Source organism: Nocardia aegles, assembly GCF_052545135.1.
The window spans coordinates 300,536-322,266 of the sequence record NZ_JBQWRI010000001.1 but is presented as its reverse complement, the minus strand read 5'-3'; the positions used below and the strand labels follow the sequence as shown (position 1 = coordinate 322,266).

Below are 21,731 nucleotides of genomic sequence, written 5' to 3'. Positions count from 1 at the left end.
TCCAGTGTTCAGCAGCCGAGATTACCCACGAAGAACAGGCACGCGATCTTGGCGTTCACCGACGCGGAGAGGGTGGAGGAGCCGCTGGAGGTGTATTCCTCGGCGACCGGGGTCGTGGTGGTCTCCGTGGCGGGCTCGAGCCGCAGCGGAGCCGCGCTCGCGACGGCGGCGCCGCTGCTGAGAGCGGCGCAGAAGGCCAGGGTCGCGGTCGTGCCGCGCAGCGCGCCCCGGACGGTGTTGTTGTGCATGGAAACAGCTCCTCACTCGTTGACTCGGTCGATCACACACAGACGCCCCACTCAGGGCAGGCGCCAGTCAACCGGTTCGGCCCCCAGTTCGTCGAGCAGTTCGTTCACTCGTGAGAAGGGGCGGGAACCGAAGAACCCACGCGACGCCGACAGCGGCGACGGGTGCGCGGACTCGATGTAGGGCACCTCGGCTTCGGTCAGCAGTGGCTTAAGGGTCGCCGCGTCGCGGCCCCACAGGATCGCTACCAACGGCTCGTCCCTGGCGACCAAGGCGCGGATCGCCTGATCGGTGACCGCCTCCCACCCCTTGCCGCGGTGCGAGGCGGGCTTGCCGGGTGACACGGTGAGCACTCGGTTCAGCATCAGCACACCCTGGTCCGACCACGGGCTCAGATCACCGCAGGACGGCGTCGGGTGGCCGAGATCCTTGCTGTATTCGGCGAAAATGTTGGCCAGACTGCGTGGGATCGGCGAAACATCGGGCGCCACAGAGAAACTCAACCCCATCGGGTGGCCGGGCGTCGGATACGGATCCTGGCCGACGATCAGCACGTGCACCGCGTCGAACGGACGCTGGAAGGCCCGCAGGACGTTCTCACCGGACGGTAGATAGCCACGGCCCGCGGCATTCTCGGCACGAAGGAAATCGCCCATGGCGGTAATCCGATCCGCCACCGGCTCGAGTGCCTTCGCCCATCCCGGATCCATGATCTCCGACAGTGGTTTCGCGCCCATGACCGCACAACTTAGCGTGGTCGGCCGTCGGCTGACGAGTCCGCCCCACGGAACGATTCCCACCCGCCCTCGCCGGTCTGCGCGACGCCGTCAACGGTGAGCCCGCGACCGGCGGCGACCCGCCCGATCGCGACCCATCCGGGGGGCAGCGCGGTGCCCGGCGCCCAGGTGCCCGCGAAGGCATGGTCCTCGCCGCCGGTCAGGATCCATTGCGCCGCATCGGCATCCAGCCGGGCGGCGATGGGTTCCAGCGCCGGGTCGCGCAGGGCGGCCGAATCCAGATCGATGGCCACCCCCGAGGCCGACGCGATATGCCCCAGATCCGCGAGCAACCCGTCGGACACATCGGTCAGCGCGTGCAGGCCGAGCTCGCGCGCACCGATCGAACTTTCGCGGCGCTCGGGGCCAAGTGCGTCGAGCACGAGCGCGTACGGCGGCTGCGGGACACGATGCGCGGCAAGCGCTTCCGCGAACTCGGGTCCGGTCGTTCCGGCGGTGAAGGCGGCCAGTCCCGCGGCCGACCAGCCGAGGCGGCCCGCCACCGCGACGACATCGCCCACCCGCGCGCCCGCTCTGGTGACCGGCGCACCGCGGCCCGGATCGCCGAAGGCCGTGACGGAGACGACGAGTTCGCGGCTGCGGACCAGGTCGCCGCCCGCGATGGACGCGCCCGCCCTGGCAGCCTCGGCCCACATGCCGTCCGCGAGTCCGTCGATCACCTCGAGCGGGGTATCGGCCGGGCAGCCGAGCGCGACGACGAACGCGGTCGGCGTCGCCCCCATGGCCACCACGTCGGCGGCGTTCTGCGCGATCGCCTTGCGGCCGACGTCCTCGGGGCTGGACCAGTCCAGCCGGAAGTGGCGGCCCTGCACGAGCATGTCGGTGGTCACCACGAACCGGCCGTCCGGCGCCGCGACCAGCGCCGCGTCGTCGCCGGGACCGAGCAGCACACCCGGCGCCTGTACCCGACCCGCGTTGATGCGCTCGATCAGCGCGAACTCGCCCAGTTCACGCACTGTTCTCGGGGCCCTGCTCGCGCTGATGACCGATCCTTTCCGGCGCGCCGCTTGCTGGAATGAGCCCGACGGTACCCTTTCGGTGGCACTCGAGCAGCAACCGGCCCCGTGCCCAGCGGCGCGGGAGCGACCCACGCCGACGCGCGACGAAGAGAGGATCGGTGAGCATGGCGGCGGATTCGTCGGACCGCGATTCGGCGGAGCCCGAACGCGAACGCACCGATGCCACGAACCGCGGGAGCGCCCCGGAGCAGCCCCCAGCGCCCGGCAGTGCAGACGATCGCCGAGCGGCCGCCGCCTCGAACGCGCGGACCACTCCCTCCTCGGCGAAAGGCGAGGACAGTGCGAGAGCGGAAACGGCTGCCGATGCCGGCGCGCCGGACAGCCGGGCGTCGGCGCATCAGTACCCGCCCGCGCTCATCGCGACCGCCGTGGCGCTTCCGGTCGTACTGGTCGTCGCGGTGCTCGTCGCCGCCGTACTCGCGCGCCACGCGCCCGTCGAGCGCGAACCGCTGGCGCTCGGCCCGGTCCCCGCACCCGCGGCGGAGGGCCCGGCCTGTTCCGCCCTGCTTCCCGCCTTACCCGCGAACCTGGGTGAGTTCACGAAATCGACCCTGGTGGAGCCCGCTCCACCGGCCACTCGCGCATGGCAGCGCGCCGAAGGCGGCGACGCGATCGTGCTGCGCTGTGGACTGGATCGCCCGCTGGAATTCAACCGCGCCTCGCCGCTGCAGATCGTGAACGGCGTGCAGTGGTTCGAGGTCCGTGATCAGGCCGCCGCGGCGAGCACCTGGTTCGCCGTCGACCGGGGAACCTACGTCGCCCTCACCGTCCCCGACGGCTCGGGTCCGACGCCGCTGCAAGAAGTCTCCGACACCATCACCGCCACCCTGCCGGCCCAGCCGATCGACCCGGGACCGCTGCCCAACTGAGTGCCGCGAATGCGCCCGGTACTAACGCAGACCAGTACTAACGCAGACCGGTGCCGCGGACGAGCGCGGTTTCGATGAGCGTGGAGACCAGCACGGCATAGTCGATGCCGGTGGCCTCCCACATACGCGGGTACATGGAGATGGCGGTGAATCCCGGCATCGTGTTGATCTCGTTGATCACCGGCCCCTGCTCGGTGACGAAGAAATCGACCCGCGCCAGACCCTGGCAGTCGAGGGCCTGGAAGGCGCGCACGGCCAATTCCCGGATCCGGTCGGACACCTCGTCGTCCAGTTTCGCGGGAACGTCGAATTCACAGACGTCGTCGAGGTACTTCGTATCGAAGTCGTAGAACGCGGGCCCGTTCGCGGTGACATCGCTGTCCGGCATCCGGATCTCCGCGACCACGCTCGCCGCGACCCGGCCGTCCGGGAATTCCAGCACCCCGCACTCCACTTCGCGCCCGACGATGCCCGCTTCGACGATCACCTTCGGGTCGTGCGCACGCGCCGCGGCGATGGCCGCGTCCAGTTCGTTCCAGTCGGTGACCCGGGTGATGCCGATCGACGATCCGCCGCGGGCCGGTTTGACGAACACCGGCAGGCCGAGGCGCAGCCGGTCCGCCTCGGTGACCGTCTCGGTGCCGGGCCGCAGTACCACCTGGGTGCCGATCGGCAAGCCCTCGGCCGCGAGCAATTTCTTGGTGAACTCCTTGTCCATGCCCGCCGCGCTGGCCAGCACGCCGGGGCCGACGTAAGGAATTCCGGCGAGTTCCAGCATCCCCTGCAAGGTGCCGTCCTCACCGAAGGGCCCGTGCAGGATCGGGAACACCACGTCGACAGAACCGAGCGCGACGCCGGGATCGTCGAGCGCGATCAGTTCCCCGGAGCGGCTCGGGTCCGCGGCCAGGGTCAGTGCCGTACCGGTGGCGTCCACCGACGGCAGGGCACGATCGTGGATACCGAGTGCGGCCACGTCCGGACCGCCGAGCACCCAGCGGCCCTCCGCGGTGATGCCGATCGGCACGACCTGGTACTTCTGCGGATCCAGGTGGCGCAGCACGCTGCCGGCCGATACGCAGGACACGGCGTGCTCGTTGCTGCGCCCGCCGAACACCACAGCCACCCTGATCCGGTTCGTCATGCTCCGAACCGTACCCGTTTCGGTACGCACTCCCACCGCTGACCGTCCCGGACACCCGCACCCGGTGGACCGGGATCACTCCGGCTTCATCCGCCGCCCGAGCAGGTTGCCGACGGCTTCGCGCACGGAGAGCCCTTCGTGACAGACCTGATGCACCGCCGTGGTCAGCGGCATCTCGACGCCGTGCCGTTCGGCCAGGGCGCGCACCGATGTGCAGGACTTCACCCCCTCGGCGACTTGGCCATGCGTGGCCGACTGGGCGGCCTCCATGGAACCGCCCGCGCCGAGCACGTGACCGAACGACCGGTTGCGCGACAGCGGGGAGGTGCAGGTGGCGACCAGGTCTCCGACTCCGGCCAGGCCCGCCAGCGTCACCGGCTCCGCTCCGAGTGCCACCCCGAGCCGGATGATCTCGGCGAGACCGCGGGTGATCAGGCTCGCGATCGAGTTGTCGCCGAGGCCCATTCCCGCCGCGATGCCACAGGCGAGCGCGATGACGTTCTTGCACGCGCCGCCGATCTCGCAGCCGACCACGTCGAGGTTGGTGTAGGGCCGGAAGTAACCGGTCGCGCAGGCGTGCTGCACCGCGACGGCGCGATCGTTGTCCGAACAGGCGACCACGGTCGCGGCCGGCTGGCCCACCGCGATCTCACGCGCCAGGTTCGGTCCCGACAGCACCGCGATCCGGCTCGGATCAGCCCCGGTGACCTCCTCGATCACCTGGCTCATCCGCAGCAGCGTCCCCGTCTCGATGCCTTTCGCCAGGCTCAGCAGCGTGGCATCGTCCGGGATCAACCCCTTCCAGTCCGCGAGGTTGGATCGCAGCGACTGCGACGGCACCGCCAGCACGACGATGTCGGCTCCGTCCAGCGCCACCGCCGGATCGTGCGTGGCCGCGACCGGCGGCAGCGGAATATCCGACAGGTAATCGGGATTGCGATGTTCGGAGGCCAGCGTCGCGGCGACCTCGGGCCGACGGGCCCAGATCGTGACCTCGGTTCCCGCGTCCGCCAAGACCTTCGCGAACGCGGTGCCCCACGATCCCGCGCCCAGCACTGCCGCCCTCGTCATCAGCCCAATATGCCATGGAAGGATTGCCCGCATGCGCCCGCACGCCGTGCATGCCGTGATCGCGGTCAAGAGCCTCGATCAGGCCAAGAGCCGACTGGCCGACCGGCTGCGCCCGGAATACCGGGCGCGCCTGGTGCTGGCGATGCTCGCCGACACCGTGACCGCCACCGCGGCGGTCACCGAGGTCGTGTCGGTCACCGTGGTCACGCCCGATCCCGCCGTCGCGGACCTGGCCCGCGCACTGGGCGCGGAAGTCCATCCGGAACCGCCGCAGCCGCACGCCGACGGGCTGAACAACGCGCTCGCCGCCACCGCGGCCGCCCTGCGCGGCAGGCACGGACCGATCGATCTGCTCGCGCTGCAGGCCGATCTGCCCGCGATGCGACCGGAAGAACTGTCGGACATGCTCGCCGCCGCCCCACGCGGGCTGCGTTCGATCGTGATCGATCACGAGGGCAGTGGCACCGTCGCGCTCGTGGTCCGCGACCCCGTCGCCGCGCTCGATCCGCGCTTCGGCTCCGGGTCGGCACGCAGCCATATCGACGCGGGCGCGGTCGATCTCATCGGCGACTGGCCGGGGTTGCGTCTGGATGTCGACACCGCCGCCGACCTGGACCGCGCGGTGGCCCTCGGGGCGGGGAACGCGACGCGCGCAGTCCTGCACGACATCGGCTGGCCGGGCGGCGTTCACGAACCTGTTCCACACGTGTGCTAGCCGGTCGCCATGGTGTCGGGAGACACAGCCCGATCCCGCTCGCGGGATGCGCACGACCTGTCCGGTAAGGGATGATCGGTGGCGTGAGCGATACGGAAACCGTCAAGCAGCAGCCGTTGCTACCCACGCCGCCCCCGGCTGCGACACCCCTGACCGCCGACTCGTCGGCGACCCGGTTGCCACGCGATCGCTACCTCAATCGCGAGTTGAGCTGGCTGGACTTCAATGCCCGCGTGCTCGCCCTCGCCGAGGACGCGTCGCTGCCGTTGCTGGAGCGTGCGAAGTTCCTGGCGATCTTCGCGTCGAATCTCGACGAGTTCTACATGGTGCGGGTGGCCGGACTGAAACGCCGCGCCGAGACCGGCCTGCTGGTGCGCTCGGCCGACGGCCGCTCCCCCAGCGAGCAACTGGAGTTGATCGCCGCGCGCACGCAGGAGATCGCCGTGCGCCATGCCCGCGTCTTCCTCGACAGCGTGCTGCCCGCGCTCACCGCCGAGGGCATCGCGATCATCGACTGGGGTGACCTGGACGAGGACGAACGTCGGCGCCTGTCCGGCTACTTCCAGGATCAGGTCTTCCCGGTGCTCACCCCGCTCGCGGTGGATCCCGCGCACCCTTTCCCCTACATCAGCGGACTGAGCCTCAACCTCGCGGTGACGGTGAAGGATTCCTCGACCGGCGGCGAGCACTTCGCCCGCGTCAAGGTGCCCGACAACGTCGACCGGTTCGTCCGCGTGCGTCGCACCGAAACCGGCTCCCCGATCGCGGCGTTCCTGCCGATGGAAGCGCTCATCGCCGCGCACCTGGACCTGCTGTTCCCCGGTATGGAGGTGGTCGAGCACCACTCGTTCCGCATCACCCGCAACGCGGATTTCGAGGTCGACGAGGATCGCGACGAGGACCTGCTCCAAGCGCTGGAGCGGGAGTTGGCCCGGCGGCGGTTCGGTTCGCCGGTGCGACTAGAGGTGTCCGACGACATGACCGAGCACATGCTCGATCTGCTCTTGCGCGAGCTGGACGTCGATCCCGGCGACGTCATCCAGGTGCCCGGCCTGCTCGACCTGTCCTGCCTCTGGCAGGTGTACGGCGTCGACCGGCCGAATCTGAAGGACACTCCGTACGTCCCCGCGACCCCGCCCGCGTTCGGCGAGCGCGAGACGCCGCGCAACGTCTTCGCCGCGCTGCGCGAGGGCGATGTGCTGGTGCACCATCCGTACGACTCGTTCTCCACGAGCGTGCAGCGGTTCATCGAGCAGGCCGCCGCCGACCCGCAGGTGCTCGCCATCAAGCAGACGCTCTACCGCACCTCCGGTGACTCCCCGATCGTCAACGCGCTCATCGACGCCGCCGAGGCGGGCAAGCAGGTGGTCGCCCTGGTGGAGATCAAGGCGCGCTTCGACGAGCAGGCCAACATCAAGTGGGCCCGCGCGCTGGAACAGGCCGGCGTGCACGTGGTGTACGGCCTCATCGGCCTGAAGACCCACTGCAAGACCTGTCTGGTGGTGCGCCGCGAGGGCGCGACCATCCGGCGCTACTGCCACATCGGCACCGGCAATTACAACCCGAAGACCGCACGCCTCTACGAGGATGTCGGATTGCTCACCGCCGCACCGGATATCGGCGCCGACCTGACCGACCTGTTCAATTCGCTGACCGGCTACTCGCGGAAAGAGAACTACCGCAATCTGCTCGTGGCCCCGCACAGCGTGCGCTCCGGCATCATCGAGCGCGTCCAGCGCGAGACCGAGCTGGCGGCGCAGGGCAAGGACGCCCGAATCCGGCTCAAGGCCAATGCGATCGTCGACGAGGAAGTCATCGACGCGCTGTACCGGGCCTCCCAGGCGGGCGTGCCGGTAGACATCGTGGTGCGCGGCATCTGCGGTCTGCGCCCCGGTGTGCCGGGCATGAGCGAGAACATCGGGGTCCGCTCCATCCTCGGCCGGTTCCTGGAGCATTCCCGCGTCCTGCACTTCCAGGCACAGGACGAGTACTGGATCGGCAGCGCCGACATGATGCACCGCAACCTGGACCGCCGGGTCGAGGTGATGGCGCAGGTGAAGGATCCGCGGTTGACCGAACAACTCGGCGAGGTCTTCGACTCGGCCCTGTCGCCGACCACACGCTGCTGGGTGCTGCAACCGGACGGCACGTGGCAGGCGTCGCCGGGCATCTCCGGCGACGGGGACAAGATCAGAGATCATCAGGAGTTCTTGATGCGGCTGCGGAGGCCAGATCAGCAGTGAACGCCGAAACGGGGTTCGAACAGGCGCGGAGCCCGTTCTGGGACCCTCGCGTCACCGCCAATATTCACGCCGCCGGAGCGGTGCTGTGGCGTGCGTCGTCCACGGGTGCCATCGAGATCGCAGTCGTCCACCGCCCCAAGTACGAAGACTGGTCGCTACCGAAGGGCAAACTCGATCCGGGTGAGACCCCGGTGCTGGCCGCGGTCCGCGAGGTCCGCGAGGAGACCGGGCTGGAGTGCAGGCTCGGCCGCTACCTCGGCCACGTGACCTATCCGATCCCCGGCCATCGCAAACTGAAGCGGGTCGACTATTGGGCCGCCGAACTGGTGGGTGGGGAGTTCACCGTCAACTCCGAGGTGGACGTGCTCAGCTGGCATCCGCTGGATCGGGTGATGGACCAGTTGTCGTATCCGATGGACCGGCAGGTGGTGCGCGGCTTCACCCGGCTGCCCGCGCGCACCGACACCCTGCTGTTGGTCCGGCATGCCACAGCGGGCCGCAAGGACCGCTTCAACGGTCCCGACGAGCAGCGTCCGTTGGACCGCCAAGGCGAGGCGCAGGCACAGGCGCTCACGCCGAATCTCCTGGCGTTCGGCGCATCTGAGGTCTATTCGGCTCCCCCGCTGCGTTGCGTGCAGTCGGTGGCGCCGCTGGCGGAGAAGCTCGGCGTCGAAATCACCGAGGAGCCATTGCTTTCCGAGACCGGGTACGCCGAAAACCCGGACGAGGCCCGGAAGCGTTTTCGAGCCCTGGTGTCGGACAAGGCGATTCGCGTCGTTTGCAGTCAGGGCAAGGTGATCCCCGATCTGCTGGGATGGCTGGCCGAACGCGACGGAGTCGCGCTGCCGTCGGCGCGCAATCGCAAGGGCAGTGTGTGGGTGCTGTCGTTCGTCGGCCATCGCTTGGTCGCCGCCGACCATCTGGATCGATCGCTGTCAGCCTACGTGGTGCCGTCCGATTAGCCCGGCAGCTTCCGCGTCACCGCGCGGGTCGGCGGGCGCCGATGGCGGCCACGGCCGTGAAGTCTCGGTAGGCGAACAGCCGTAAACGGCCCCGGGTGTCTCCCGGGGCCGTCTCGACGTTGAGGCGAATGGGCCCAGTCGTGGGGCCGCGCATTCAGCGCCGATCCGGCGGTGGCTCGAGATCAGCGGGTTCCGCGAGTCGAGGCCTTCTTGGCCGCGGTCTTCTTCGCGGTGGTCTTCTTGGCGGCGGCAGTGGTGGTCTTCTTGGCCGCCGTGGCCTTGGTGGCCGTCTTCTTGGCCGGAGCCTTCTTCGCGACCGCGGTCTTCTTCGCGGGCGCCTTGGTCGCAGCGGTCTTGGTAGCGGTCGTCTTGCGCGCGGTGGTCTTGGCCGGGGCCTTGGCGGCGGCCTTGCGGGCCGTGGTCTTGGCGGGCGCCTTGGTCGGTGTCGACTTCTTGGCGGCGGTTTTCTTGGCCGCCGTCTTCTTGGCCGCCGCCTTCTTCGCCGACACCGGCGCATTCACCCCGCGCTTGACGGCGGGCCCGGTCGCGGCCAGTTTCTGCTTACCCGCGATCACCGCCTTGAACTGAGCGCCAGGGCGGAACGCGGGCACCGAAGTGGGCTTGACCTTCACCGTTTCGCCGGTACGCGGGTTCCGTGCGACGCGAGCCGCACGCTTACGCTGTTCGAACACACCGAATCCGGTGATTGTGACGCTCTGACCCTTGTGCACCGCGCGCACGATGGTGTCGACCACATGCTCGACTGCCGCGGTGGCCGTGCGCCTGTCCGTACCCAACTTTTCGGTCAGAACGTCGATCAGTTCCGCCTTGTTCATTGAATCCTCCGCAGACTAATGGCCCGTCGTCGGACCGACTAGGTACCACGGTAAACCCACTTTGGGCAAGAGTCTATGTGCCACGCCAAAATTCATGTGGTTTAGCACACGCCCAGCTACCCGCAACTCCGGTTGACCCGCTAACCGGCGAGGGTGATTACGTCTGCGAAATATGTGCCGGGAGGGTAGTGGGTTTCCATGTTGGCCTTGCCTTTTCGAACCGGGAGATCGTGTCCTCCCGACGCAGCGTCAGCCCGATGTCATCCAATCCCTCCAGCAGACGCCACCTGGTGTAGTCATCAATATCGAACGGCAACACGACGGTTGCGGCCGTCACCGTGCGCGCCTCGAGATCCACAACCAATTCCAAGCCCGGCTGTTCCTCGAGCAACTTCCAGAGCATTTCGACATCGTTCTGTGACATCTGAGCGGCGAGCACACCGCCCTTGCCCGCATTGCCGCGGAAGATGTCGGCGAACCGGGATGAGATGACCACCCGAAAGCCGTAGTCCGACAGCGCCCAAACCGCGTGCTCGCGCGACGATCCGGTACCGAAATCCGGACCCGCCACCAAGACACTACCCCTGTTGTAAGGCGCGATGTTCAGAATGAAGTCGGGATCGGCCCGCCATGCGGCGAACAACCCGTCCTCGAATCCGGTCCGCGTCACACGCTTGAGGTAGACCGCCGGGATGATCTGATCGGTATCGACATTGGAGCGGCGCAGCGGCACCCCGATGCCCTTGTGCACGGTGAAGGCTTCCATAACGAATCTCCTGGGTTTGATTGAGGGAATCGGGGGCGGTCAGTCCAGATCCGCAGGCGACGACAGTGTTCCGCGGACCGCCGTGGCGGCCGCTACGAGGGGAGAAACAAGGTGCGTACGGCCGCCTTTACCCTGCCTGCCCTCGAAGTTGCGGTTCGAGGTGGACGCACAACGCTGGCCGGGTTCGAGCTGGTCCGGATTCATTCCCAGGCACATTGAGCAGCCCGCCTGCCGCCATTCGGCGCCCGCCGCGGTGAAAATCTCCCCGAGTCCTTCTTTTTCCGCCTGTACGCGCACCCGCATCGAGCCCGGTACAACCAGCATTCGCACGCCGTCGGCGACATGGCGTCCCTTCAAAATCCCGGCCACCGCACGCAAATCTTCAATGCGTCCGTTGGTGCACGAGCCGACGAATACGGTGTCGATCGGCACTTGTCGAAGCGGAGTACCCGGCTCCAAGTCCATGTAACGCAGAGCTTTCTCCGCGGACTCCCTGGCGACCTCGTCGGCGATGGCCGCGGGGTCGGGCACCGTCTCGCCCAGCGGGGCGCCCTGCCCCGGGTTGGTGCCCCAGGTGACGAACGGGGTCAGCTCGGACGCGTCGATGTGCACCTCGGCGTCGAAAACGGCGCCCTCGTCGGTCTTCAGCGCCTCCCAGGCGGCCACCGCGGCGTCCCAGTCGGCCCCCTGCGGCGCGTGCGGCCGTCCTTTGAGGAATTCGTAGGTCGTCTCGTCCGGCGCGATCATGCCGGCCCGTGCGCCCGCTTCGATGGACATGTTGCAGATCGTCATTCGAGCCTCCATCGACATGGCCCGAATCGCCTCGCCGCGGTACTCCAGGACGTAGCCCTGGCCGCCGCCCGTGCCGATCTTCGCGATGACGGCCAGAATCAGGTCCTTGCTCGTCACGCCGGGGGGCATGACGCCGTCCACCGTGATCGCCATCGTCTTGAACGGGCGCAGCGAGAGCGTCTGGGTGGCAAGCACATGTTCGACCTCGGAGGTGCCGATGCCCATCGCCAGCGCGCCGAACGCGCCGTGCGTCGAGGTGTGGCTGTCACCGCAGACCACGGTCATGCCCGGCTGGGTCAGGCCAAGCTGCGGTCCCACCACGTGCACGATGCCCTGGTCCAGGTCGCCCATCGGGTGCAGCCGCACACCGAATTCCGCGCAGTTGCGGCGCAGCGTTTCCACCTGGGTGCGCGAAATGGGGTCGGCGATCGGCTTGTCGATATCGATCGTCGGGACGTTGTGGTCCTCGGTCGCGATCGTCAGATCGGGCCGTCGCACCGGCCTGCCCGCGGCGCGCAACCCGTCGAAGGCCTGCGGGCTGGTCACCTCGTGGACGAGATGCAGGTCGATGTAGATCAGGTCCGGTTCGCGCGAGGCACCCGCACCCTCCCCGCGAGCGACGACGTGCTGGTCCCATACCTTCTCGGCCAGCGTGCGCGGTTCGGCCATTGTCGATCACCTTTCGGACGAAGCAGCCGTTCCGCGATCTGGACTCCGATGCGGCGACGGTTGCACAAGTTGGGATAGCTGCGCCTGGTCCGAACGTCGAGACGACGAATCCGCGAAGGTGGATTTCTCAACATTCGAGACGCTAGTATCGTTCTATGAGACAGCATAGCGGCATCGGCGTCCTCGACAAAGCAGTGGCGGTCCTGTACGCCGTAGCCGAGCATCCCTCGGGTCTCAACGAGCTGTGCGCGCGCACCGGTCTACCCCGCGCCACCGCACACCGTCTCGCCGTCGGCTTGGAAGTGCATCGGCTGCTCGCGCGCGACAGCAACGGCACCTGGCGGCCGGGCCCGGCTCTCGCCGAGCTCGCGACCAGCGCCGACGACCCACTGCTCGAGGCCGCGTCGGCCATTCTGCCCCGGCTGCGCGAGATCACCGGCGAGAGCGTGCAGCTGTACTGCCGCGACGGCAACTCCCGCGTCTGCGTGGCGGCGCTGGAACCGCCCGTCGGACTGCGCGACACCGTGCCGATCGGGGCACGGCTGCCGCTCACCGCGGGGTCGGCGGCCAAAGTACTGCTGGCGTGGGCCGACCCGGAACTACAGCACGCCATCCTGGCCGACGCGGTGTTCGGCGAGCGCGCGCTGGCCGAGGTGCGCAAGCGCGGGTGGGCGCAGAGCGCGGCCGAGCGCGCCGCCGGCGTGGCCAGCGTCTCCGCGCCGGTGCGCGATGCCGGAGGCGCCGTGGTCGCGGCCGTGTCGGTGTCGGGACCGATCGATCGGATGGGCCGCAGGCCGGGCGCCCGGTGGGCGGCGGATCTGGTGGCGGCGGCCGAGGCCCTGCACAAGCGCCTGTAACCGGTACCAGTCCGGACTCTCTACAGTTGGCCCATGGGAGTCAACCAACGGGCACAGATCGTGATGTCCGACACCGAGATCACCGAGTTCCTGCGGCGCAGCCGGGTCGCCACGCTGGCGACCATCGGCCCGACGGGCACGCCGCACCTGACCGCGATGTGGTACGCGCTCCTCGACGGCGAAATCTGGTTCGAGACCAAGGCGAAATCGCAGAAGGCGGTGAACCTGCGCCGCGACCCCCGGGTCACCTGCATGATCGAGGCGGGCGACACCTACGACCAGCTCAGGGGCGTGTCGATCGAGGGCCGCGCCGAGATCGTCGAGGACGCCGAGAAACTCTTCGCCGTCGGCGTGAGCGTGTGGGAACGCTACACCGGCCCGTACAGCGAAGAGCTGCGGCCGATGGTGGAGGCCGTGCTGAACAAGCGGGTCGCCGTGCGCGTGGTGCCCGAGCGCACACGCAGCTGGGATCATCGCAAGCTCGGCCTTCCGGCGATGCCGCTCGGCGGCACCACGGCGCAGGCGCTGGACTGACCCGAGCGTGAGCGGCTCGCGCGACGCGCCCGAAATCCAACTGACACAACCACCCCGCACGGGCTAGCGTCAGGTGTTCGACAGCAATCGGCCGGGCAGCGCCGCCCGCGAGGACGCGCCGCACGGCCGCGACGACGAGGAGCAGCGATGGCGGATTCGGGTAAGTCCACTGGCGCCGACGAGGTGAAGCGCAAGTTCCGGGAAGCACTGGAGCGCAAGAACCAGAACAACGCCCGCGCGGCCGACCACCTCGACGGACGGCCGAAGGCGTCCGCGGCGCACGCCGCGGTCGGCCACAAGCGGGAATTCCGGCGCAAGAGCGGATAGTCCGCGCAGTCGGCGAAGGCCCTCCGGCAAGATCGCTGGAGGGCCTTCGTTTTGCCACGGCTCCGCGATCAGCGCGCCCGGCGGCCGTTGTGTGCCGCCACCCGCGGATCGGCCCACGAACGCTTGAACGGCCCTGCGGTGGCACGACCCGGCGCGGGTCCCACTACGCCGCGGTGCCGCCACGACTCGGTCTGTCCGGGAGCCCTGGCCGTCCGGTTCCGGTGACCCGCGCGTGCCTTCGTCACACGAGGTGCGCCGCTCGCTGAGAAAACTACGGTGGCCGCCGTAGGGTGTCGGAGAAGGGCCACCCCGGCACGTCGCGCGGGTGTCCGCACAGTTCGCCCTGGGTGTCCCGACGGCCGTGTCCCGCGCCGAGGCGTGGTCGGCGGGCGTGGCCAGGCACTCGCGACGAGTCCCAGGTTCTCCCGGGGAGGTGGGCGAGGCACGAGTCGGATCGTCTGGCCGGGCCGCGGAAGCGAGCAGGTATACCCGGGCACCGACCGTCGGGCACCAGAGGGTGGGACACGGCACAGCCGGCAGTCCCGCCCGTGCTCAGGCCAGCGGGCACACTCGCGGGGACTCATCGCACCGGTGCGGCCCGGGTCCACCGCTGATCGCACCACCGGACGACCACGGTCCACGCGGGGCGCAGGCCCTTCACGGGAGTCCGGGCCGTGCCCTCCGGGCGTGCAGGTCGCACCCACAACCGTTGCGAAACGAGAAAGGCCCATGCTCCATGAGCATGGGCCTTTCACTCGTGTAGCCCCGACGGGATTCGAACCCGCGCTACCGCCTTGAGAGGGCGGCGTCCTAGGCCGCTAGACGACGGGGCCAGGACTGCTTCTCGCTTTCGCGAGCAGCGCCGTGGTTGATCTTTCGATCAGGAGGCTCGGCTAGTTTATCCGGCCGAGGCCCGGCGACCAAATCGCCAGGTGTTGAGCGATTTCGGCCGCGAACCGAAGTCTTACAACACACTCCGCTGGGGTACCAGGACTCGAACCTAGAATGGCTGAACCAGAATCAGCTGTGTTGCCAATTACACCATACCCCAATGACCAGGTCGTTCCGCCTCGCGTCTGGATGACTCGAGACCGTGTTCCGGGCCGAGAAGAAGAGTACCAAACGGCTACGGGTCAACTACAAATCGCCTGGTCAAAGCCATATTTTTAGCCTTCGGAGCCGGTCTGACCCGCCTTCCGGTCCAGCGCCGAGCGCAGCCGGTCCAGGGTGACCTCGCGGCCGAGCAGTTCCAGGGATTCGTACAGCGGCGGGCTGATATGCGATCCGGTGACCGCGACCCGCACCGGGGTGAAGGCTTTACGCGGTTTCAGCCCGAGATCATCGATCAGCGCCTTTTTCAGCGCGGCCTCGATCGCTTCCGTGGTCCACTCGGTCAACGGCTCCACCGCGGTAATAGCGGCCTGCAATATCCCGGTCGCATCGGGACCGAGATTCTTGGCCCCGGCCACGGGGTCGATCGCGAACTCCTCCGCGGGCGCGAACAGGAAACGCAAGAGGTCCCAGGCGTCGGACAATACGACAATCCTGGTCTGCACGAGTTCCGCCGCCGCGGCGAACACCTTCTCATCGATTTCGGCGCCGATATGGCCCTGTTCGGTGAGATACTCCCGCAGCCGGTGGGCAAAATCACCCGGCGCCAGCAATCGGATGTGCTCGGCGTTGAGCGCGTCCGCCTTCTTCTGGTCGAAACGGGCCGGATTCGAATTAACTTTCGAAATGTCGAAGGCCTCGACCATCTCCGCCATGGAGAACACATCGCGGTCCTCGGACAGGCCCCAGCCGAGTAGTGCGAGATAATTCAGCAAACCCTCGGGGATGAACCCGCGGTCGCGATGGGCGAACAGATTCGACTCCGGATCACGCTTGGACAACTTCTTGTTGCCCTGACCCATGACGAACGGCAGGTGACCGAACTCCGGAGTGAAATCGGTGACGCCGATCCGGCGCAGCGCGGCGTACAGCGCGAGCTGGCGGGGAGTTGAGGAGAGCAGGTCCTCGCCGCGCAGCACGTGGGTGATCCGCATCAGCGCGTCGTCGACGGGGTTGACCAGCGTGTACAGCGGCTGACCGGTGCCGCGGGTGAGCGCGAAGTCCGGGACGCTGCCCGCCTTGAAGGTGGTCTCCCCGCGCACCAGATCGTTCCAGGACAGATCTTCCTCGGGCATCCGGAGCCGAACCACGGCGGGACGGCCCTCGGCCCGGTACGCCTCGATCCGCTCCGGTGTCAGGTCGCGATCATAGTTGTCGTAACCCAGCTTCGGATCGCGCCCCGCGGCGCGATGGCGGGCCTCGACTTCCTCCGGCGTGGAGAACGATTCGTACGCCTCACCCGCCTCCAGCAAACGCTGGACGACGTCCTGGTACAGATCTTTTCGCTGCGACTGGCGATATGGTCCGTACGGCCCGCCGACCTCCGGACCCTCGTCCCAGATGAGACCGAGCCAACGCAGCGCGTCGATAATCGCCCGATAGGATTCCTCGGAATCCCGTGCGGCATCGGTGTCTTCGATTCGAAAGACGAATGCGCCACCGTGGTGGCGGGCGTAAGCCCAGTTGAACAGCGCCGTCCGAATCAGGCCGACGTGCGGTGTTCCGGTCGGTGACGGGCAGAATCGGACCCGTACTTCAGTCATGGCTCTCTTTCGATCAGCGTTTGGCGGCAACGGGATTGGTGAGGGTTCCGATGCCCTCGACGGTCACCGACACCTGCTGACCCTCGCGCATCGGGCCGACCCCCTCGGGGGTGCCGGTGAGGATGACGTCGCCCGGCAGCAGCGTCATCACGGTGGTGATCCACTCGATGAGTTTCGGAATGTCGTGCAGCAGAAGCGAGGTGCGGCTGCGCTGGCGCACTTCGCCGTCGAGCTCGGTTACGATCTCCAGATCCGAAGGGTCCAAGGATGTCTCGATCCACGGACCCAGCGGGCAGAAGGTGTCGTAGCCCTTGCCCCTGGTCCACTGGCCGTCGTGGCGCTGCTGGTCGCGGGCGGTGACGTCGTTGGCGGCGGTGTAACCGAGCACCACGTCCAGGGCACGGGCGGCGGGAACGTCCTTGCAAGGGCGGCCGATGACGATCGCCAGCTCGCCTTCATAGTCGACCTGAGCGGAGCTGGGCGGCAGGATGATCGGGGCGTTCGGCCCCACGATCGCGGTGTTCGGCTTGAGGAAGATCACCGGGTCGGCGGGCGCGGGACCGCCCATCTCGGCGGCATGGGCGGCGTAGTTCTTGCCGATGCAGACCACCTTGCTGGCCAGGATCGGCGCGAGCAGCCGTACGTCGGCCAGTGCCCAGCTCCGCCCGGTGAACGTCGGTGTGCCGAACGGGTGTTCCGCGATCTCCTTGGCCACGCTGTCGCTTCCGTCGCCTTCGATGCTGACGAAGGCGACTCCATCGGGACTGGCAACTCGACCTAGACGCATGCCCGGAGTCTATCGACCCGCCGCCACCTGCTCGAACGCGCCCGACCGAGTGGTTTGGAAACTGCCGGGATCCGGCGGCGACGGCGCGCTGTGAGCAGCCCGACAGCCACAGCCGTCGAATCGGGCCACCGCCGGGTGTACGGTGAGCAGCGTAGTTCATAAAGTGGGAATCATATCCCAAATAATGAGATACCAAATAGTGAGATTTCAAGGTGAGGCCGATGGCGACCGTTACACAGATCGACGAGGTTCGGCGCTGGTCCATGCTCGGCCTCGGCGTGTTCGCCCAGGCCTCGAGCGCGGTTTTCATCCACGGCGTCCCGTTTCTCCTACCCGCGCTGACCGACCGCGGCATGCCCCTGGCGACGGCAGGCCTACTGGTGGCCATGCCCACTGTGGCGCTGGTGTGCACCCTGATCGCGTGGGGATATCTGGTCGACCGGATCGGCGAACGCAAGGTGCTGGTCGGCGGACCGCTGCTGATGCTGGTGGCCGGCTGCGCCGCGGCGGCGACGACCAACGACATCGCCCTGGGCGCGCTGCTGTTCCTCGGCGGCGTCGGGGCGGCCAGCACCAACGGCGCGAGCGGCCGGGTGATCGTCGGCTGGTTCCCGCCGCAGCGGCGCGGGCTGGCGATGGGCATCCGGCAGACCGCGCAGCCGCTGGGCGTCGGCGTCGGCGCCCTGGCGATTCCGGCTGTCGCCTCCGCGCACGGCGTGCCCGCGGCCATCCTCGTTCCCGCACTCATGGCGGGTGTGGCGGCCATGGGGTGCCTGGCGGGCATCGTCGATCCGCCACGTCCTGACCGGTCCGCCGCCGATCCGGCATTGCGCGCCAACCCCTACCGCGACAACGCCATGCTGTGGCGCATCCATCTGGTCTCGGTGCTGCTCGTCGTCCCGCAGGGCACCGTGTGGACATTCGCGCTGCTGTGGCTGCACCGCGACGTCGGCTGGTCGGTGCCCGCCGCGGGTGCGCTGGTGACCGTCACACAGATCCTCGGCGCCCTGGGCCGCATCGGCGCGGGCGCGTGGTCGGATCGCGTCGGTAGCCGGATGGGCCCGCTGCGCACGGTGGCCGTCGCCGCTGTGCTGTCGATGGCCGCGCTGGCGCTTGCCGCATCGGCCCACTGGTGGTGGGCCGCCATTCCACTGCTGATCGCCGCGTCCGTGATCACCGTCTCCGACAACGGCTTGGCCTTCACCGCGGTCGCCGAGATCGCGGGCCCGTACTGGAGCGGCCGGGGCCTCGGCATCCAGAACACCGGGCAGAACCTGGCCATGGCCGCGGTGCCGCCCGTGTTGGGCGCCCTGATCACCGCGAGCGGCTTCCCCGCGGCTTTCCTTCTGGCCGCAGTCTCGGCGGTCGCGGCAGTCCCGCTGGTCCCCCGCGACCCCGACTAGTTTCGCGCATCGAACGATTGCGGTACCTGAACCAAGGGTCGCCGCGCTTCGCTCGGGCGACGCCGTAGGCGTATCGGGGCGAAGGTGCCGAAGCAGGAAGGTCCCGCTGCCGGGCCGGCAGCGGGACCTTGCGGTGCGACGGTCAGAGGGTAGCCGCGATGCGGTCGCCGATTTCCACGGTCGAGGCCGCGCCCGAGCGCGACTCGAGGTCCTTCGCGACCGCCGACTCGATGCGCGCGGCCGCCTCGGCCTCACCCAAGTGGTTGAGCAGCAGGGCGACCGAGAGGATCGCCGCGGTCGGGTCGGCCTTGGACTGGCCCGCGATGTCGGGGGCGCTGCCGTGCACCGGCTCGAACATGCTCGGATTGGTGCCGGAGGCATCGATGTTGCCGCTGGCGGCGAGGCCGATGCCACCGCTCACTGCGGCGGCCAGGTCGGTGATGATGTCGCCGAAGAGGTTGTCGGTGACGATCACATCGAAGCGGCCCGGGTCGTTGACCATGTGGATGGTGGCGGCGTCGATGTGCTGGTAAGCCGTTGTGACCTCGGGGAACTCGGCCGCGACCGCATCCACCGTGCGCTGCCAGAGCGAGCCGGCGAACGTGAGCACGTTGTTCTTGTGCACGAGCGTCAGATGCTTGCGCCGGGCCTGCGCCTTGGCGAAGGCGTAGCGCACCACGCGCTCGATGCCGAAGCGGGTGTTGGTGCTGACCTCGGTCGCCACCTCATGCGGGGTTCCGACGCGGATCGCGCCGCCGGTGCCGGTGTACGGACCCTCGGTGCCCTCGCGCACGACGACGAAATCGATCTCGGGGTTACCGGCCAGCGGGCTGATCACGCCCGGGAACAGGGTGGACGGCCGCAGGTTGACGTGGTGGTCCAGCGCGAACCGGGTGCGCAACAGCAGGCCGCGTTCGAGCACGCCACTGGGCACCGACGGGTCGCCGATCGCGCCGAGCAGGATCGCGTCGTGCTGCTTCAGCTCGGGCAGCACCGAATCCGGGAGGATTTCGCCGGTCGCGTGGTAGCGGCGTGCACCGAGGTCGTACTCGGTCTTCTCGACGCCGGGCACGACCGCGTCGAGCACTTTGAGCGCCTCGGCGATGACCTCGGGCCCGATCCCGTCGCCCGGGATGACAGCAAGCTTCATGACAAATGCTCCGTTCGATAGTGCCGGTCGCGCCCGCCGCACCGTGCGGCCCGGAGGCGACCGTCGGCGTGCGCACGCCATTCCGGCCGGGTGATCGCAGCACCGTCACGGTACTCGGCGCGGCCGGATCGCCGAGCACCGGGCGCGGGGACGCGCCCTGACGAAGAGACCGGCGCCGCGCACGAATACTTCCGTGCGCGGCGCCGATTCCGCGTTCCTCGGGGGCGCTGCGCCCCGGGTCGAGTCAGGACAGATCGACCTGGACGACCTTGGCCGCACCGACGGACTCGCCGATGGCGGCCTGGACCTCCGCGGGCACCTCGCGGGCCACGCGCAGCACCACGGTGGCGCCCTCCCGGTCGACGTCCTGGGTCAACTGCGCGGCCAGGATGTCCACCTCGGCCTCGCCGAGCTTGGTGCCGATCCTGCCCAGTGCGCCCGGCCGGTCCTCGTAGTTCAGGATGGCCAGGTTGAGGCCCTCGGCGCGCATGTCGTAGTTGCGGCCGTTGATGTTGACGATCTTCTGCACCAGCTGCGGCTCGGTCAGCGTGCCCGCCACGTTCAGGGTGCTGCCGTCGCCGAACACCGCGCGCAGGTCGACGACACTGCGGTGGCTCGGGCTCTCCGTGGCCGTGGTGACCTCGGCGGTGATGCCCCGCTCCTTGGCCAGCGCGGGCGCGTTGACGAAGGTGACCTGGTCCTCGACCAGTGCCGAGAAGATGCCGCGCAGCGCGGACAGCTCCAGCACGCCGACCTCCTGCGCGGCCAGCTCGCCGCGCACCTGCACCTCCACGCTGACCGGCAGCTGGTTGGACAGCGCGCCGAGCAGGGCGCCCTGCTTGCGGACGATGTCCAGCCAGGGAGCGACCTCTTCGCCGACGGCGCCACCGGTGACGTTCACCGCGCCCGGCACGAACTCACCGGCCAGCGCCAGCAGCACCGACTTGGCGACGTCGGTGCCCGCGCGGTCCTGGGCCTCGGCGGTGGAGGCGCCCAGGTGCGGGGTCACCACGACCTGCGGCAGGTCGAACAGCGGGCTGTCGGTGCACGGCTCGGTCTCGAACACGTCCAGGCCGGCGGCACGCACGTGGCCGGACTTGATGGCCTCGGCCAGGGCGGCCTCGTCGACCAGGCCACCGCGAGCGGCGTTGACGATGATCACGCCGGGCTTGGTCTTGGCGATGGCCTCCTTACCGATGATGCCCTTGGTCTCCGGGGTCTTCGGCAGGTGGATCGAGATCAGATCGGCACGCTCGAGCAGCTCGTCCAGGGTGAGCAACTCGATGCCCAGCTGCGCGGCGCGCGCGGGCGACACGTAGGGGTCGTAGGCGACGATCTTGGTCTCGAAGGCGGCCAGACGCGCGGCGAACAGCTGACCGATGCGGCCGAGGCCGATGACGCCGACGGTCTTGTCGAAGATCTCGACGCCGTTGAACTTGCTGCGCTGCCAGGTGCGCTCACGCAAGGTGGCATCCGCGGAGGGGATCTGGCGGGCGGCGGCCAGCAACAGGGTGACCGCGTGCTCGGCGGCGGTATGGATGTTCGAGGTGGGCGCGTTCACGACCATGACGCCGCGCTCGGTGGCTGCGGGCACGTCGACGTTGTCCAGGCCGACGCCCGCGCGGGCGACGATCTTCAGATTCTTCCCGGCTTCCAGCACCTCGGCGTCGACCGTGGTCGCCGACCGCACCAGCAGAGCGTCGGCCTCGGGCACCGCGGCCAGCAGGGCCGGGCGGTCGGGTCCGTCGACCCACCGGACCTCGACTCCGTCACCGAGCGCGTCGACGGTCGACTGGGCGAGCTTGTCGGCGATCAGAACTACAGGACGGCCTGCTTGGCTCACGTGGAGTACTCCTGGGGATGGGGTCGGCAATTACCGCCGACCAGCTTAGT

Annotated in this window: 20 protein-coding genes and 2 tRNA genes; 8 read left to right on the top strand and 14 right to left on the bottom strand. The window is 68.7% G+C overall.

The features are described 5' to 3' along the window. Positions 1–8: 8 nt before the first annotated feature. Genes ACT89H_RS01540 through ACT89H_RS01530 form a run of 3 tightly spaced genes read right to left on the bottom strand, consistent with a single transcriptional unit; the run spans position 9 to position 2,026 of the window. Positions 9–248 carry a hypothetical protein gene (locus ACT89H_RS01540; protein WP_445106657.1) on the bottom strand — a complete coding sequence of 80 codons (240 nt, stop codon included), beginning with the start codon at positions 246–248 and terminating at the stop codon, positions 9–11. Between the two features lie 51 nt (positions 249–299). Next, the gene (locus tag ACT89H_RS01535) at positions 300–983 is read right to left on the bottom strand and encodes a uracil-DNA glycosylase (protein WP_445106656.1); all 684 of its coding nucleotides are present in this window, start codon (positions 981–983) and stop codon (positions 300–302) included. An 11-nt stretch (positions 984–994) separates the two neighbouring features. After that, positions 995–2,026, bottom strand: a complete 1,032-nt coding sequence (locus tag ACT89H_RS01530) for a thiamine-phosphate kinase (RefSeq protein ID WP_445107321.1) — start codon at positions 2,024–2,026, stop codon at positions 995–997. A 140-nt stretch (positions 2,027–2,166) separates the two neighbouring features. Here ACT89H_RS01530 and ACT89H_RS01525 point away from each other — a divergent pair, with 140 nt between their 5' ends. After that, positions 2,167–2,931, top strand: a complete 765-nt coding sequence (locus ACT89H_RS01525; protein ID WP_445106655.1) for a DUF3515 domain-containing protein — start codon at positions 2,167–2,169, stop codon at positions 2,929–2,931. A gap of 37 nt (positions 2,932–2,968) precedes the next feature. Here ACT89H_RS01525 and ACT89H_RS01520 read toward each other — a convergent pair whose 3' ends face one another. Further along, on the bottom strand, positions 2,969–4,072 hold the full coding sequence (locus tag ACT89H_RS01520; RefSeq protein ID WP_445106654.1) for a D-alanine--D-alanine ligase family protein: 1,104 nt from the start codon (positions 4,070–4,072) through the stop codon (positions 2,969–2,971). 75 nt (positions 4,073–4,147) lie between these two features. After that, complete coding sequence (locus ACT89H_RS01515; RefSeq protein ID WP_445106653.1) at positions 4,148–5,143, bottom strand: NAD(P)H-dependent glycerol-3-phosphate dehydrogenase; 996 nt, start codon at positions 5,141–5,143, stop codon at positions 4,148–4,150. A gap of 31 nt (positions 5,144–5,174) precedes the next feature. Between ACT89H_RS01515 and cofC the strand changes: the two genes are divergently transcribed. The 3 genes from cofC to ACT89H_RS01500 all read left to right on the top strand — a co-directional run bounded on the left by cofC (position 5,175) and on the right by ACT89H_RS01500 (position 9,063). Further along, positions 5,175–5,858: a 2-phospho-L-lactate guanylyltransferase gene (gene cofC / locus ACT89H_RS01510; RefSeq protein ID WP_445106652.1), complete on the top strand. Its 684-nt coding sequence runs from the start codon at positions 5,175–5,177 to the stop codon at positions 5,856–5,858. A gap of 71 nt (positions 5,859–5,929) precedes the next feature. After that, a complete protein-coding gene (locus ACT89H_RS01505) occupies positions 5,930–8,101 on the top strand; it encodes an RNA degradosome polyphosphate kinase (RefSeq protein ID WP_445106651.1) in 2,172 nt (723 codons plus the stop codon). Further along, the gene (locus tag ACT89H_RS01500) at positions 8,098–9,063 is read left to right on the top strand and encodes an NUDIX hydrolase (protein ID WP_445106650.1); all 966 of its coding nucleotides are present in this window, start codon (positions 8,098–8,100) and stop codon (positions 9,061–9,063) included. The genes ACT89H_RS01505 and ACT89H_RS01500 overlap by 4 nt, the downstream gene beginning before the upstream one ends. A gap of 182 nt (positions 9,064–9,245) precedes the next feature. Here ACT89H_RS01500 and ACT89H_RS01495 read toward each other — a convergent pair whose 3' ends face one another. The 3 genes from ACT89H_RS01495 to leuC all read right to left on the bottom strand — a co-directional run bounded on the left by ACT89H_RS01495 (position 9,246) and on the right by leuC (position 12,126). Next, positions 9,246–9,899: an HU family DNA-binding protein gene (locus tag ACT89H_RS01495; RefSeq protein ID WP_445106649.1), complete on the bottom strand. Its 654-nt coding sequence runs from the start codon at positions 9,897–9,899 to the stop codon at positions 9,246–9,248. Between the two features lie 157 nt (positions 9,900–10,056). Beyond that, the gene (gene leuD, locus ACT89H_RS01490) at positions 10,057–10,665 is read right to left on the bottom strand and encodes a 3-isopropylmalate dehydratase small subunit (protein WP_445106648.1); all 609 of its coding nucleotides are present in this window, start codon (positions 10,663–10,665) and stop codon (positions 10,057–10,059) included. 39 nt (positions 10,666–10,704) lie between these two features. Then, positions 10,705–12,126, bottom strand: coding sequence for a 3-isopropylmalate dehydratase large subunit (gene leuC, locus ACT89H_RS01485; protein WP_445106647.1), 1,422 nt, complete (start codon positions 12,124–12,126; stop codon positions 10,705–10,707). A gap of 155 nt (positions 12,127–12,281) precedes the next feature. Between leuC and ACT89H_RS01480 the strand changes: the two genes are divergently transcribed. From ACT89H_RS01480 to ACT89H_RS01470, 3 genes are all read left to right on the top strand, one after another. After that, the gene (locus ACT89H_RS01480) at positions 12,282–12,983 is read left to right on the top strand and encodes an IclR family transcriptional regulator (RefSeq protein ID WP_445106646.1); all 702 of its coding nucleotides are present in this window, start codon (positions 12,282–12,284) and stop codon (positions 12,981–12,983) included. A gap of 33 nt (positions 12,984–13,016) precedes the next feature. Further along, positions 13,017–13,517 carry a pyridoxamine 5'-phosphate oxidase family protein gene (locus tag ACT89H_RS01475; protein WP_445106645.1) on the top strand — a complete coding sequence of 167 codons (501 nt, stop codon included), beginning with the start codon at positions 13,017–13,019 and terminating at the stop codon, positions 13,515–13,517. Between the two features lie 147 nt (positions 13,518–13,664). Then, on the top strand, positions 13,665–13,844 hold the full coding sequence (locus ACT89H_RS01470; RefSeq protein ID WP_445106644.1) for a DUF5302 domain-containing protein: 180 nt from the start codon (positions 13,665–13,667) through the stop codon (positions 13,842–13,844). 760 nt (positions 13,845–14,604) lie between these two features. On the opposite strand, the gene ACT89H_RS01465 is transcribed toward ACT89H_RS01470, so the two are convergent. From ACT89H_RS01465 to ACT89H_RS01450, 4 genes are all read right to left on the bottom strand, one after another. Beyond that, a tRNA-Glu gene (locus tag ACT89H_RS01465) sits at positions 14,605–14,677 on the bottom strand. Positions 14,678–14,823: 146 nt separating this feature from the next. After that, positions 14,824–14,895 (bottom strand) — tRNA-Gln (locus ACT89H_RS01460). A gap of 115 nt (positions 14,896–15,010) precedes the next feature. After that, positions 15,011–16,498: a glutamate--tRNA ligase gene (gene gltX, locus ACT89H_RS01455; RefSeq protein ID WP_445106643.1), complete on the bottom strand. Its 1,488-nt coding sequence runs from the start codon at positions 16,496–16,498 to the stop codon at positions 15,011–15,013. 13 nt (positions 16,499–16,511) lie between these two features. Continuing rightward, complete coding sequence (locus tag ACT89H_RS01450) at positions 16,512–17,285, bottom strand: fumarylacetoacetate hydrolase family protein (protein ID WP_445106642.1); 774 nt, start codon at positions 17,283–17,285, stop codon at positions 16,512–16,514. Between the two features lie 221 nt (positions 17,286–17,506). On the opposite strand from ACT89H_RS01450, the gene ACT89H_RS01445 reads away from it, so the two are divergent. After that, positions 17,507–18,688 carry an MFS transporter gene (locus tag ACT89H_RS01445; RefSeq protein WP_445106641.1) on the top strand — a complete coding sequence of 394 codons (1,182 nt, stop codon included), beginning with the start codon at positions 17,507–17,509 and terminating at the stop codon, positions 18,686–18,688. A 142-nt stretch (positions 18,689–18,830) separates the two neighbouring features. On the opposite strand, the gene ACT89H_RS01440 is transcribed toward ACT89H_RS01445, so the two are convergent. Together ACT89H_RS01440 and serA are read right to left on the bottom strand one after the other, a co-directional pair. Then, complete coding sequence (locus tag ACT89H_RS01440) at positions 18,831–19,838, bottom strand: 3-isopropylmalate dehydrogenase (RefSeq protein WP_445106640.1); 1,008 nt, start codon at positions 19,836–19,838, stop codon at positions 18,831–18,833. Positions 19,839–20,082: 244 nt separating this feature from the next. Beyond that, on the bottom strand, positions 20,083–21,681 hold the full coding sequence (gene serA, locus ACT89H_RS01435) for a phosphoglycerate dehydrogenase (RefSeq protein WP_445106639.1): 1,599 nt from the start codon (positions 21,679–21,681) through the stop codon (positions 20,083–20,085). Between the last annotated feature and the right edge of the window lie 50 nt (positions 21,682–21,731).

Excerpts from the sequence above, each read along its gene's own strand:
- ACT89H_RS01540 (WP_445106657.1), bottom strand. The coding sequence starts at position 248 with ATGCACAACAACACCGTCCGGGGCGCGCTGCGCGGCACGACCGCGACC.
- ACT89H_RS01535 (WP_445106656.1), bottom strand. The coding sequence starts at position 983 with ATGGGCGCGAAACCACTGTCGGAGATCATGGATCCGGGATGGGCGAAG.
- ACT89H_RS01525 (WP_445106655.1), top strand. The coding sequence starts at position 2,167 with ATGGCGGCGGATTCGTCGGACCGCGATTCGGCGGAGCCCGAACGCGAA.
- ACT89H_RS01520 (WP_445106654.1), bottom strand. The coding sequence starts at position 4,072 with ATGACGAACCGGATCAGGGTGGCTGTGGTGTTCGGCGGGCGCAGCAAC.
- ACT89H_RS01515 (WP_445106653.1), bottom strand. The coding sequence starts at position 5,143 with ATGACGAGGGCGGCAGTGCTGGGCGCGGGATCGTGGGGCACCGCGTTC.
- cofC (WP_445106652.1), top strand. The coding sequence starts at position 5,175 with ATGCGCCCGCACGCCGTGCATGCCGTGATCGCGGTCAAGAGCCTCGAT.
- ACT89H_RS01505 (WP_445106651.1), top strand. The coding sequence starts at position 5,930 with ATGATCGGTGGCGTGAGCGATACGGAAACCGTCAAGCAGCAGCCGTTG.
- ACT89H_RS01495 (WP_445106649.1), bottom strand. The coding sequence starts at position 9,899 with ATGAACAAGGCGGAACTGATCGACGTTCTGACCGAAAAGTTGGGTACG.
- leuD (WP_445106648.1), bottom strand. The coding sequence starts at position 10,665 with ATGGAAGCCTTCACCGTGCACAAGGGCATCGGGGTGCCGCTGCGCCGC.
- leuC (WP_445106647.1), bottom strand. The coding sequence starts at position 12,126 with ATGGCCGAACCGCGCACGCTGGCCGAGAAGGTATGGGACCAGCACGTC.
- ACT89H_RS01480 (WP_445106646.1), top strand. The coding sequence starts at position 12,282 with ATGAGACAGCATAGCGGCATCGGCGTCCTCGACAAAGCAGTGGCGGTC.
- ACT89H_RS01475 (WP_445106645.1), top strand. The coding sequence starts at position 13,017 with ATGGGAGTCAACCAACGGGCACAGATCGTGATGTCCGACACCGAGATC.
- ACT89H_RS01470 (WP_445106644.1), top strand. The coding sequence starts at position 13,665 with ATGGCGGATTCGGGTAAGTCCACTGGCGCCGACGAGGTGAAGCGCAAG.
- gltX (WP_445106643.1), bottom strand. The coding sequence starts at position 16,498 with ATGACTGAAGTACGGGTCCGATTCTGCCCGTCACCGACCGGAACACCG.
- ACT89H_RS01450 (WP_445106642.1), bottom strand. The coding sequence starts at position 17,285 with ATGCGTCTAGGTCGAGTTGCCAGTCCCGATGGAGTCGCCTTCGTCAGC.
- ACT89H_RS01445 (WP_445106641.1), top strand. The coding sequence starts at position 17,507 with ATGGCGACCGTTACACAGATCGACGAGGTTCGGCGCTGGTCCATGCTC.
- ACT89H_RS01440 (WP_445106640.1), bottom strand. The coding sequence starts at position 19,838 with ATGAAGCTTGCTGTCATCCCGGGCGACGGGATCGGGCCCGAGGTCATC.